This is a genomic window from Mesorhizobium sp. B3-1-6 (assembly GCF_006439555.1).
GTDB lineage: Bacteria > Pseudomonadota > Alphaproteobacteria > Rhizobiales > Rhizobiaceae > Mesorhizobium.
Window position 1 is genome coordinate 34,234 of the sequence record NZ_VFTM01000043.1, and the last position, 12,362, is coordinate 46,595.

The following is a 12,362-nucleotide window of genomic DNA, read 5'->3' on the forward strand; positions in this document are numbered from 1 at the left end:
CTCGGGAGCCCAGCGACAACCGCCCACAGAGTTTGATTGATCGCAAGATGGTCTCCACGCAGTCTATCCCCTTGTTTATCGACTGGCAGTTGATCGGACCGCAGCAATACGATTCCAGTGATCAACTCGCTTCGATCACTGCATCGGAGGCCTGCATTCGATCGGAACGGAAATGGATTGGGCCTTTGCAGCCAAATCCTCCGGAGCTAGTTCTTGGTGAGCGGGTTCTGACGAGAATTGAACTCCACTTGCCTGGAGGAAGCTCTCAACAATCGAAGCCTTGACGGCGAAATTCACGTTCTGGGCGATGTCATCCGTGATCGAAGCAAGCTTTAGCGCATCGATCTTAGATACCACTATCCCAACAACGTTGCCGTTCCGGTCAACAAGGGGTCCTCCGCTGTTGCCGGGCTGAACCGGAGCCGAGATCTGGAAATATCGGGAGTCGTCGCCCAATCCCGCCATGGCCGTAACCGTGCCCCTGGTAAAGTTGCCGGAGCTTGCCAAAATGCCTCTGAGAGGGAAGCCGAACACGGCTATGTCCTCACCCAGTCTGACGCCTCCCCTCAATTGTGCGACAGCCGTGCCGGCGATGTTCACCTTCACTAAAGCCAGGTCATTGATTGGGTCCCTCGCCATAACCTTTCCAGGAGATCGTATCCCACCGATGGAAGTATCGACGTCGTCGCACCCTTTGACTACATGGGCGTTGGTGAGCAGCTGGTCGCCCGAAATAAAAAAACCGGTCCCCGATGTTCCGGTCGCCGTCGTTTCGCCCTGTGGCGGACGAGGCGTGCTCGGGGCACTAGCTGAAGCCGGCGCGGGGGCGTTCTCAACATATGCACGCGCGTACGCGGCTTCCTGGAGATGTTGCGATAAACCTTCAGGAAACGGAAGGACTCGCTGCTTGTCCAACGGACACTTGGCTATAGGCTCGTCGATCTCGCACTTGCTGACTCCAAAGTCCGTGTCACGCTGGTATGCTTGGAGCATTTTGTTCCATGCATCGACCCCTTCGTCTATCCTAACCTTGTCGGCTACCCAGGCAGCCAGAAAGCCGTTCTTGCTCCAGAGCGACGAATCCAGCTTCGCCATAAACTCAAGGCCCCGGGTGTCTTGAACCAATCGCGGCCGCGACCCGATTTCCAGCGAAACATCTCGAAGGCTCCCGCCAACCAACTTCTTGATGAGTATTGGCTGAAACGACTCTACATATGGCGCGAAGAGGTACAGGAACCCATTGTCGCCGTGAACGATTTCAGCGACCCCGTCGCCATCGACATCTTCAAAATCAGGACCTCCGGCGTCGAGCGTCTCCAAATCGACGACCGCCCAGTGGCCAGCCAAATCCGGCGTGACGGCCATCGTTTGTACGCAGCAGTGGGCTCCCCCGGTGTTTGCGTCGAACACCACATCGGGGAACTCATTGTCCTTGTTCAAATGGACGAGTTGGAGCGTAGAGGGATAGTCCGCGGCCGTCTCGAACGTATAGCTTAGGTCAAAGGCCTGCCTGCCGTCGATCTGGCCATTCAGATGCGCTGTCCATCCATCGTGATCCATCCTCCGCTGGGCTACCACCGTCAAACGGCCGGAGGTCACCACGGCCGAACGTTCACCCGTCAACGTGGTTTGGGCAAGAACCGCATCTCTCGGAGCCCAAACTATTTCGGTGATGAATTTTCCATCCGCAAGGAACGCGTCAACGGGGAGTTGCAGCCACGCCTGCTTCTTTCTGATCTCTTGGATCGTGCCCTTCTGCGGTTCAAGAACGACGGCGAACCATCCATTCCTTGTTCGAACCGCCCGCGCGTCACGACCGAAGTATCGCGCTATGCCGATTGCGTTGTTAATGTCTTGGGTGCTCGCTACCGCCACCCAATGCTCGCCCTTGGGCGCCTTGAAATCCTGAGCGGGGGCAATTGAAATCGTCGCCATCCAGAGCGCGATCAAAAGCGGAAGACAACATAGGCGGGTGTTCATTCTACGCAGCCCCTCAACACCTGCTCTTCAACCACCGGATATTAAACCTTCGAACCTACAAAAACTCAACTTGGAACGAGGAGCTTTCCCGCATAAGGTTATATGAATTCGGTGATCGACTGCTCAGGGCTGCCTATCTCCTACCCGTCCAGCTGTTTTTCGATTTCCTCATCGTCTGCCGTCTGAATTCCAGCCAGCCGATTGTTGCGAAAATAGTAGTCCTCCTTTGGGTTCTTTTTCCACGCGCCGGCGATTTCTTCCGCCGTGCGGTATGTTCCTTCCGGCATAATTTCCGCCTTGGTTGCCGTCAGCAAAACAAGGTCTAGTGACAGTGGCAAATGGTTTCTGTATTTCGGCCAAGGGATGTTGAGACGGCCGTTTTCAATCACAGGCCTATCACCGGCGGCAGTGCGGTCAGAATCAGAAAATGCAAACGCGCCGTAGCCTTTTTGCTCTCGCGTGATCTCAGCCCAATCTTCAAGCAGCTTGGTCCGAGCCGCTGCGTCCTTGTTGTCGAGGAAATCGGGCGACGTCAGAATTGCGACACAGCCCCAACTGGCGGAGATCATGCCATTGCCTTTCGGTTGCTCTGCTTTCCAGAGCTCCCTGGCCTCCCGCATTAGATCGTCGATGTCGTTGACAGCATTGCGACAGTGGATTGCTTTGCCGACCCCAAGGCGCGAGCCAAGCTCGGGTGAGAAAACCATCGTGTAGGTATTGCCACGACTCTCTGACAGCCGTCCGTACCGTATAGGGACGCGAACGTATTGCGTCGACCGCTTGTCTACTTTCAGGCGTGTCTTCCGCCAGTTCGAGCGAATCGGGTCTGGCGTTCCAACAAAAGCGCCGCCGTAAATAGTGCTCTCCCAATCGAGCGAACCGACGACGAGTACCCCGGTGCGTAGATTGAGCGGCATGGCTATTCCCCCGACGGACTTTGGTTCCACTTCACGTTCAGTCACATGGCAATAGCATTCTGGATTGCCTTGCGAGCGATGTCATACACACTCTTGCGGCCGTGACATCTTACATGAGACCAACCGTTTTCGATCGGGCCTTGGTAGAAGGCGAGACCTGATAGCAGGCAGTCAACCGGTCTGATCCGGCCCTCGGGCTCTTGTTTCAGCAGGATTTGCCAGAGGCCCCCACCGCTTGTCCCACCAATATTGTCCGGCATCGGCGAATTCGGTCCGTGGGGGATCGGAAAACTGAGGTAGTCATGATTTTTAATAGGAGGTGCCTCATTAACCCATCCAATCGGACAAAAGCCTGCAAACCGCTTTAGCTTTTTGAAGCCCAGCGCGGGCTCGAAGTCGCGTGTCAGTGCATCCTGAAGGCCGCAAAGGCACCACAGACCATCCCTCAGATCTGGTGGTCCGCTCGACATCCGCTCCCAATGCTTGTCCAAATTCGCAAACGACTTTTTTGCCGTAAGGCTGGATGGAAGGACAGCTGGAAGAATGACTGCCCCCAAGTCAGGTCCCTGCTCGTCTTCTCTCCCCCGAGCAATCTTTAGATATTGAAGGGCTTCAACCTCCACCGTGTGGGCACCCACATGCGGAGACATGATCAGTCCCAACTCGCCTGATCTGGGAAGCGCGTCGAGCACATGATGGGCCGTCAAGATTGCTCTGGTGCTCCCTACCTGGACAAGGGTGCCCGAGCCTCGAAGATAGGCATCCAACTGGTTCGATCTTCTACTCGCTTGAGCGAATCCGATCGAGAAGGCAGCTACGAGTTGCCCAATCTCGGAAGCGAGCGACTGGGACAAGTCACTGGGTACCAACTCGGCCACTTCGGATCTTCCTCGCCGGGCAAGACTATGAATGGTTTTGCCACGATCGCACGGCCCGGTCGCTTCATCAATCGAGGTCGCGTTCGGAACAGGGTGGCCGGCGATGCACCAGCCGCGCTGCGACAGGACCGGAGAGGTGAGCGAACATGTCCAGTTTCGGGCAATAGCAAGTTCGATCTCTACGACCGACACGAAGGCCCAACGCGGCTGTTCAAACACGGCACTTAGGAGTTCGTGCTCGCGCTATCAGGCGCAACGTGCCAGAAGGCGATGCCTTCAAAGCCATCTGAAAACCGAATCTAGTGTCCAACTTTGTCCATGAGCATCCAACAGTATCCGCTGGTGGAATTTCTCTCGGCATCGCTCAAAATTGCGGTATACGACAGATGCGTGGGGCGAGCTTTATCCCTATCGTAGGAGCTGATACTTGAGCGATCAAAACGAAGCCCAAACGGCCGATCTCGTCGGGCTGACTGCAGACATTGTCTCTGCCTATGTAAGCCAAAATCCACTACCCGTTGCTGGGTTGCCAGATCTCATCGCGTCGATCCATTCGTCACTGACAGGCCTTGGCCAGCCGAATGTGGCCGAGCTGCCGAAACAGGAGCCAGCCATCAATCCGAAACGGTCGGTAGCGCCGGACTACATCATCTGCCTCGAAGACGGGAAGAAATTCAAATCGCTAAAACGGCATCTCTCGGTACACTACGGACTCTCTCCGGACGAATATCGCGAGAAATGGGGATTGAAGCCGGATTACCCGATGGTTGCGCCGAATTACGCGGCTCAAAGATCAACGCTTGCGAAGGCGGCGGGGCTAGGACGCAAACCGCAGCCGGTCTCTGCTAAAAAAGTTTCTGCCAAGCGCAAGTCCAGGGCCTAGTAGAGACAATCTTCTGGAGCGTCCCACCTCGGGCGCTCTGGTTTTTCGACCAAAACGACCCTCCGGCGACGTGCCGGGGGTGCACCACCTTATACCAGGCGCTCTTCGACGTTTAAATTCTCGACTGAGCATCGCCGATAGTAGAAGAGTGCTTCCTCGATAGTGGGTCTCGCTGTGTAGCGCTCTCCCGCTACTATCGCTTTCAGCAGCGAATTCAAGCTGTCGGTGGTTTGGTCTCCTCGCAAAGCCGCCAGTTTCTTGTTGCGCCGTGTTGCAATCAGCTTCCGTTGATTTCCAACAATTTCCTGCCACTATCGGTTCGTCCGTACGATACGGGATGCGACATAGATGGCACTCGACTATCACTTTCAGACAATAGGCTTCATTCTGAAGGGCCTTCTTGATCACGGTCTTCGTAAGGTCGAGTATTCCGAGGAGAATTCTATGGAGGTTATGCTTTATCGCGAAGGTGATGAGAACGAGGTTCACGCGACCTTCAACGATGTGCTGCACTGGATAATCGACGAAGGCCTAATCCGAGCCGACAGCATTCAAACCGGTGACGTCTGCGACTATTTCGTTGGAGCGCAACTCACCTCAAAGGGTATCGCCGTGGTTCAAGCCAAGCCACCGGAGGGCTCGGATCTGGATCATTCATTCAAGAAAACAATCCAGGAACCACCAAAAGGCGGATTAGGCGCCGACGTGTACGGAAAAATTGGGTCATTCGTCGGCGGCATTTTGGGTGGCTTTGGTCAATCATTTGCTTGAAGAAGTTGCAGTCTAGACAAGCAAAATGTGGGGACATTGGAAACAGGGCAGTTGATATTACGTCGCGGAACGGGCGTAGTGAAAGAGTTGCTACTCTATGGGGGATAAGGTCGATGGCCAAGAAAGCAAATGAGACTACGAGCAAAAAGGTTGCCTCAATGGCGTCCAAATTGCTTCGCTCCAAGAGCTCGTCCAAGGCGGTGAAGTCAGTTGCAGCCTCTGCATTGACTCAGAAGGTCAAAAAGAAAAAGTAGGCATAACGTCTGGCAGTGTTGCGGCTCATCGCTGCCTTGGCGATAGCCGGCATTTTGATGCCGGCACATCCGACGTCGATCATCAGGCGCCCGGATTCTTCAACCAATATTCCTTGGTCGACCATCCCAGTCGGGGGCTGCTGCAAAACCTGTTCGGTGGGCAAGGCATGCGGTGACAGCTGCATCTCGAGGGAAAAGCGTTGTCACAAGGCGCCAGGTTGCGCCTGCGATGGATAGGGGGCGGAAATGTTAAAATGGGGATTGGTGCTACTCGGAGCGGTTTGGTGGACGGCCGCCGGCGCGCAGCAAACCTTCGGCGGTTACGATTGCACGGAAGACTGCTCCGGCCACAAGGCTGGCTACGATTGGGCCCAGCAGAATGGTGTGAGCGACAGGTCGGACTGTTCCGGCAACAGCCAATCGTTTGTTGAGGGGCGCGAAGCCTATGTCGAGGATCCCAACCGTGGATCCGACGAGGACGATGACGGCAATGACATCGATAACTGAGCCATGAGTTCCATTGCGGGTCACCTGATCGCCGTGGGCTTGATGACGTTCATCGTGTCGACGATCGGTTTGTCGTCATTCGTCGGAGTCGCCGTTTGCTCTGACGGGTGGCATTCAATGTCGATCGGGAATCGCAGCGCTTGCTCCCTGGCATGGGGGGCGTGGGCGGATTGGGTCATGGCAGCAGAGACGGAGAGCTCTTTCCGATGTATGGCCCGACCGACCAGCAAAGCGAAGAGCGGGCAAACCGGATCAAAGCACGTTGGCGTTATCGCTTGGAGCGGGGATGCCGATCCGGCGCTCGGAGACTTGGTCCGCCACACACCCGATATGTCAGCGGCAATGTGCCTGACATGGGGTGTGAGTAAAGCCTCGATGTGCGGACGCCACACCAGTTATCTGCCTTGGTCGGAAAGCGGACAGTAATGATTGAGGATGTCATCGTGCCTAGCGTTGGTAGCCGCCGCGGCCGGTCAGTTCTGGCAGAAAATGGCATGCGGTGAGAGATGAGCGAGGAGTTGGAGCCCAAAAACTCAGTCGTCCCAAGCGCTCTGGCCGTTCATCTTGACGCGCTGGCTCGTAACTTCAGAAACTGGGCATCGCGCAGATTTCCCTCGCTGATCGATTCCTCGAATATTAAACGCAGCCGGGAGTATTACCGGCAGAGGGATCTAGAGCTGATTCCGGCCAGTATCCCTGCTGCAACTCAACACGTAGCGCTCAAGAGGGTTTTCGCCGCAGAATTCTACACGCCTGCACATGCGGAACGTCTCTTCCAAGCGTTTGAGAAGCTGGGTTGGCATTCAGCGGCGACCTCTAGCTTCCACCGGAACAGCGCCGAATGGGTAGCGCGCTCTCGGCGAGCCTCAGAGGGCGGAGGCTGGATCAATCTTGGTGCGATCGTGCGGCCGGGAAGCCATCAGCGTTTCAGGGACGCTGCAGAGGTCGAACTCCCGAATGGGTTCGAGGACGCACATGCCGAACTTTTCTCCATCAGTTCATCGCTTAGCTGTATTGTCGTTACTTTCAATGCGGCTAGAGAAGTCGAGGACCGCTACGAGCAGATTGCCGGGGCATCTCTGGGCACCGAGCTACCCAGGACGAAACGTGGCTATTCGATAATTGATCCTAAGAGCCGCAAGCGCCGGGCGATCGCAGAGGCTCGCGACGGCTTTCGTCGCGACATCCTCAGTTGGTTCAAGGCTAACGTGCCGGGTGCCTTCGCAGCCAGCGGAAACTTGGAGCTTCTTCCGACCTGCGAATTACTATTCCTCGATGGGATTCGAACGCAAGAGGATCCGGCGAGCCGAAATCTCTGGCTCGATTATCTCGGTCTGGACTACGGAGGCGAAAACTGGGCCAGCACCAGTCTGCCTGGCTTGAGGTTCAGCCATCCAGTCTCCCATGTCGATAGCCAGAAAGGGCACGCGGTACTTTCCGTGGAACGGCACGACCTCCGGGCCATCGACAATACCATGTACGGCGGTGATGACGATCGCGCCTACCTGAACATGCTCTCCGTAGACCTGCCGGGCTGGGTCTGCCAGTGGGCGATCCCCGCTCTTTTGCGGCTTTACCGAGAGGAATTGAACGTTGTTCGCGACAGCCGATCCTTCACGGGACAGTCTGAGAATGCTACGAGCGTGTTGAAGCGGCTTCGAAGGGTCACATCCAATAGCATAGACATCTCTCTCTTGGCCGCAGAATTGCCGGGTGCCCTCCAATTTCCTATCTCGGATGGCTGGGACTTCTTCCTAGAGGCGGAAAAGAAGGAAGCGATCAGCCTGGGCTCCGCGTTGAATCGAAGGTCGACCGACCTGGTTGATCAACTCGCAATCTCCGACCGAGCGATCCGGGATCTCCTGCTTCAGCAGGGAAACCTCGTGAACGCGTTGGAGGCCATCCAAACGCAACGCACAATGTCTAGATTGACCGTTGTCATGACCGTTTTGACCATTGCAATTTTGATTTTAACGGCGGTAATGGCTGTCCCAATTCTGCTCCCCCAAGCTCCCGAACAACCCGCAAAGAACGCAGAGCACGGCGCTCAATAGTTTTTTGCCGTGTAGGTATGCGGTCACCCTACGACGCATGGCGCACGAATCTTGGTTCTGAGAGCTGCCTGCCGGGTAACGACCAATTTGAAACGTGCAACACGTTGCTGGGTGGGGTGCTGGCGCCGCCGACAGGTCCCAGGTCTTTAAAGCGCAAAAAGCCGCCCCGGTTAGACCGGGACGGCCAGTGATTTATGATAAAATTGGTTGCGGGGACAGGATTTGAACCAACTGGCCTCGATTGCGAAGTCGCTTCAACAGACGAACTTAGTTGCGGCGCGGTATTGGTGGTACCGCTCTCTCGCTACCATTCGTTAATAATATCAATAAGTTAAGTGGGCAATCGTTACCGCCAACCACACTGTGCAATCCTGGGGTTGCCGAACCAGTACTTGCCCTTGGACTGCAGCTCCGATCGCAACAGCGAATTCCCTACCGCTATGGCCTCCGAAGCCCGGCCAACGGTCGAGCTTCAGTGGCTTCGGGGTCTTTTGTACACCCGATCAGAACAAGGACACCTATGACCGGTATCGCCAAAATAAGGAATTCAAATTACGCGCTGCAACTATTGCGCGCCAATTGTCATGGTGTATATTCCAAAAAAAGCACTGTGGAACACACCACGGGTGATGTGATGCGGTAAAGTACAATATCCGACAGGTCTAGTTCAGCCGTCGGCAGGCCGTACGCAGCAGGTGAGCAGGATGATATTCCATTACAATATACTGTTTCGAATCATTTATTGGATAATCGGATCGATCGTGATTCTATGGCTGCTATTCTTTTTTGTGCATCTTTTCGTACCTACCCAGAGACTGAACGACGTTTCGACTCTGGCTGCCGACATCTCAGATCATCTATTCGGTGAAGTCCAAGCGCAGAAGCGGGATTATCCGCGCGGGCAGTCATTGGACGCAGTGCAAATCTGGATTGACGCATGTTATCCACCCGGCGTGGCTGAACGAACTAATGCCGAAAAAAATCTCAACTCACAAGAGATTATAGTTTACAGAAATCTTGGCAATCTGGTTTTTCGCATGGGAGACGATCAGTCTACTGCAAGTAAGGTTATCGAAGCGGTACAGAGTAACGGAAATATATTATCCATCGCGTTAATCGGCCTCGGAATGCTGACGACGATCTTCTCAGCTATCAATTCTTCCGAGATTGGCACTGGGAGCGGCAATGTCGCCATAACAGTTAAAATATTGGCCATCGTGTTTCCTGCATTGGTAACAGCGGTTGCATCCCTCAACTCGATTTACGCGAATTCAGAAATCGCAGCCCGCAAAGCCCGGATGAACTCGTCGATGATTGGGCTTGCGACAGATATGAGTACGGGCCTTCTAGGCAAGCCGTGCATTGGTGTGGAGAACAAGGTCGAAGACGTCGTAAAACTCGCGAAGGACTGGAACCAAAAATATTCGGACATTTTAAGCTCCAGCCTCGTGTCATTGGGAACTGGGCAAGGTCCGTCCGCTCCGCAAAAAAAGTAGGACATGGCCTGTGGTTCGCGTGGAGAGGTATTAATCCAGCCCATATACTTACGCCGCATAGGGTTGCGTTTTCGTCAGCAGCATAACTAGGGGGAAGAAACTTGAGAGGTGTTGCACTAGAGCATAATCTGACCTGATGGAATCGCGAGGGATTCCCATCGGCGAGAATATCTGATTCATCATGTCTGCTGGATATGGAGGCCAGCAGGCATGGTTAGAGCCATATCGGAGGATTTGCGCTCGCGAGTGATCGCGGCGGTTGAGGGTGGCCTGTCGCGGCGGGCCGCGGCGGATCGTTTCGGTGTTGCGGTGGCAAGCGCGGTGCGCTGGGTCCGCGAATGGCGAGAGAGCGGCGCGACGCGGGCAAAGCCCCAAGGCGGAGACAAGCGCTCGCGGCGGATCGAAGCCTATCGGGATACGATCCTGGCGGCGATCGAAGGTCAGGACGACATCACGCTGGTCGAGTTGGCTGAATTTCTCAGGGCGGAGCATGCGGTCGTGTTCGCGCCGAGCACGATCTGGCGCTTTCTCGACCGTCACTCGATGACCTTCAAAAAAAACAGCGCACGCCAGCGAGCAGGATCGGCCCGACGTGCTCGCGCGGCGACGCGCCTGGTTCAAGGCCCAGCCTGATCTCGATTCCGAACGGTTGGTCTTTATCGACGAGACCGGCGCGTCGACGAAGATGGCTCGCCTGCGTGGACGGGCAAAGCGGGGCATGCGGTGCCGGTCTCCGATCCCGCACGGGCACTGGAAAACGACCACTTTTACAGGCGCATTGCGCCTGACGGGCATGACTGCGCCGATGGTCCTCGACGGACCGATGACGGGTGAATGGTTCGCCGCTTATGCCGAGCAGGTACTGGCGCCTACGCTTCGAGTTGGTGACATCGTCATCCTCGACAACCTGCCCGCCCACAAAGTCACCGCCGCCCGCCAAGCGATCGAAGCGGCCGGCGCGCGAATGCTCTTCCTGCCACCTTACAGCCCCGACTTTAACCCGATCGAAAATGCCTTCTCGAAGCTGAAGTCGATCCTCAGGAAAGCCGCCGCCCGCAACATCCCCGAGCTCTGGGACACTATCCGCGACGCGCTGCCCCGCTTCACCGCCGAGGAATGCACAAACTACTTCAGCGCCGCAGGTTACGAGCCAGAGTGATCAGATTCTGCTCTAATTAAGGACCCGACTCTATCGGCCGGCAAGCAACCGTAGTACTGCCCCAAGATGCCCAAAACGAGCTACTCGCGCGGAGCCGGCGAAGACATCCGCAACAACCGTGAAGCCACCGGTGAAGAAACAGCGTAGGGCACCTGTTAAAGCGTAGTTTTCCGCACCGGACGAAGGATGGATGGGAACTAGAAAGGCAACTATCGTCCTAGGAATTTATCGCAACCAAGCGTGTCTTAAGGATGAGCTGGTCATGCTCATGTTGAGCGGAAACCACTAGCAGACGATTTCTAAAATAGCGCTGTATTGGCGGTAGCCCTCTCCCGCTACCAAAACTTTCGATAGCAAAATCAGGCGGTTGACGGTTGGCTCAAAAAGCCAAGCCGTCTATCTCTTGTTGCGCCCTGTTGCAATTAGCTTCTGTTGATTTCCAACGAGTTCCTGCGACTATCGGCAGGTCCACGCGACATGGATTGCAACATGCAAGGGGAAAATGATGAGGAGTGCGCCGCTATCTCTTTCGGGTTGTTTTGGCGCTCATCGTGTCGTGGTCGCGTTGATGGGCAGTCTTCTCCTCAGCAGTCCGGCAAGCTCGGCGAATGAAGGTGCCCGAGACCAATGCGCCGCAGCGGCTTTCTTTGCCAACTGCATAATGCGCGGAAGGCAGTCAGGCGCGTCGCTTGAGGACGTTCGAAGCTACGCCGACAAGGAACTTGCTCGGTTCGGTGCGCCACCAGCAGCCAAAGCCTACTATCGGAGCATTGTTAGCGAGGCCTTTAGGCATCCTCGCTACTCTAAGAAGGCCGCACAATCCGAGGCGATGAAAGAATTCAGCGACTTTGTCTTCGCCGATTGCATCAAGCTGCTGGGTCGCTAGGTGCTCTCAAGCCCGGCCTTCGTGAGACAACTTGGCACCCGCTCGACTCGCGCCGCATGTGGTGCTTTGATTGCCTCTCCTTGGGGAGGGGCAAATCATGTTTCGGATCATCGCCGCGGTGGCGATCGCCGGCATTTTGATGCCGGCCGATCCGGCGTCGATCATCAGGCGGCCGGATCCTTCGGATATTCCTTGGTCGACGATCCCGGTCTGGTGCTGCAAGACGTGCTCGGCAGGCAAGGCATGCGGCGATAGCTGCATCTCGAGGGAAAAGCGTTGCCACAAGGCGCCAGGCTGTGCCTGTGATGTATAGGGGGCGGCAATGGCGAAATGGGTCTTGGTGCTGATCGGCATGGTTTGGTCGACGACCGCTGACGCGCAGCAGACTTTCGGTGGCTACGACTGCACCGAAGACTGCTCCGGGCACAAGGCCGGCTACGATTGGGCGCAGCAGAACAGCGTGAGCGATACGTCTGACTGTTCCGGCAACAGCCAATCGTTCGTGGAGGGCTGCGACGCCTATGTCGAAGATCCCAACCGTGGATCCGATGAAGACGATGACGGCAACGAGATCGAC

At 55.8% G+C, this 12,362-nt stretch carries 13 protein-coding genes; 9 read left to right on the forward strand and 4 right to left on the reverse strand.

All coding sequences use genetic code 11. The features are described 5' to 3' along the window. Positions 1-135: 135 nt before the first annotated feature. From FJ414_RS28235 to FJ414_RS28245, 3 genes are all read right to left on the reverse strand, one after another. On the reverse strand, positions 136-1,980 hold the full coding sequence (locus FJ414_RS28235) for a serine protease (protein WP_140647644.1): 1,845 nt from the start codon (positions 1,978-1,980) through the stop codon (positions 136-138). A gap of 140 nt (positions 1,981-2,120) precedes the next feature. Beyond that, entirely contained in the window at positions 2,121-2,897 is a 777-nt protein-coding gene (locus FJ414_RS28240; protein ID WP_140647645.1) for a hypothetical protein, read from the reverse strand. Between the two features lie 41 nt (positions 2,898-2,938). Continuing rightward, the gene (locus tag FJ414_RS28245) at positions 2,939-3,994 is read right to left on the reverse strand and encodes a hypothetical protein (protein WP_140647646.1); all 1,056 of its coding nucleotides are present in this window, start codon (positions 3,992-3,994) and stop codon (positions 2,939-2,941) included. A gap of 208 nt (positions 3,995-4,202) precedes the next feature. On the opposite strand from FJ414_RS28245, the gene FJ414_RS28250 reads away from it, so the two are divergent. Both FJ414_RS28250 and FJ414_RS28255 read left to right on the forward strand, forming a co-directional pair. Beyond that, positions 4,203-4,658, forward strand: a complete 456-nt coding sequence (locus FJ414_RS28250) for a MucR family transcriptional regulator (RefSeq protein WP_140647647.1) — start codon at positions 4,203-4,205, stop codon at positions 4,656-4,658. Between the two features lie 348 nt (positions 4,659-5,006). Next, entirely contained in the window at positions 5,007-5,429 is a 423-nt protein-coding gene (locus tag FJ414_RS28255) for a hypothetical protein (RefSeq protein WP_140647648.1), read from the forward strand. A 229-nt stretch (positions 5,430-5,658) separates the two neighbouring features. Here FJ414_RS28255 and FJ414_RS31600 read toward each other — a convergent pair whose 3' ends face one another. Further along, complete coding sequence (locus FJ414_RS31600; protein WP_181181738.1) at positions 5,659-5,868, reverse strand: hypothetical protein; 210 nt, start codon at positions 5,866-5,868, stop codon at positions 5,659-5,661. 61 nt (positions 5,869-5,929) lie between these two features. Here FJ414_RS31600 and FJ414_RS28260 point away from each other — a divergent pair, with 61 nt between their 5' ends. The 7 genes from FJ414_RS28260 to FJ414_RS28295 all read left to right on the forward strand — a co-directional run. After that, positions 5,930-6,190: a hypothetical protein gene (locus FJ414_RS28260; RefSeq protein ID WP_140647649.1), complete on the forward strand. Its 261-nt coding sequence runs from the start codon at positions 5,930-5,932 to the stop codon at positions 6,188-6,190. Between the two features lie 506 nt (positions 6,191-6,696). Next, a complete protein-coding gene (locus FJ414_RS28270) occupies positions 6,697-8,244 on the forward strand; it encodes a hypothetical protein (RefSeq protein WP_140647650.1) in 1,548 nt (515 codons plus the stop codon). A 704-nt stretch (positions 8,245-8,948) separates the two neighbouring features. Further along, positions 8,949-9,740 (forward strand): hypothetical protein, encoded by a 792-nt coding sequence (locus FJ414_RS28275; protein WP_140647651.1) that lies wholly within the window; start codon positions 8,949-8,951, stop codon positions 9,738-9,740. 210 nt (positions 9,741-9,950) lie between these two features. Further along, positions 9,951-10,899 (forward strand): IS630 family transposase gene (locus FJ414_RS28280; RefSeq protein ID WP_246672519.1). Its coding sequence is split into 2 segments (ribosomal slippage): positions 9,951-10,294 and positions 10,293-10,899, totalling 951 coding nucleotides; the frame shifts between segments, so codons are not numbered across the junction. 505 nt (positions 10,900-11,404) lie between these two features. Further along, entirely contained in the window at positions 11,405-11,785 is a 381-nt protein-coding gene (locus FJ414_RS28285; RefSeq protein WP_140647652.1) for a hypothetical protein, read from the forward strand. 97 nt (positions 11,786-11,882) lie between these two features. After that, positions 11,883-12,098, forward strand: a complete 216-nt coding sequence (locus FJ414_RS28290; protein WP_140647653.1) for a hypothetical protein — start codon at positions 11,883-11,885, stop codon at positions 12,096-12,098. A 9-nt stretch (positions 12,099-12,107) separates the two neighbouring features. Next, positions 12,108-12,362: hypothetical protein (locus FJ414_RS28295; protein ID WP_140647654.1), on the forward strand; the 255-nt coding region annotated here is incomplete at its 3' end.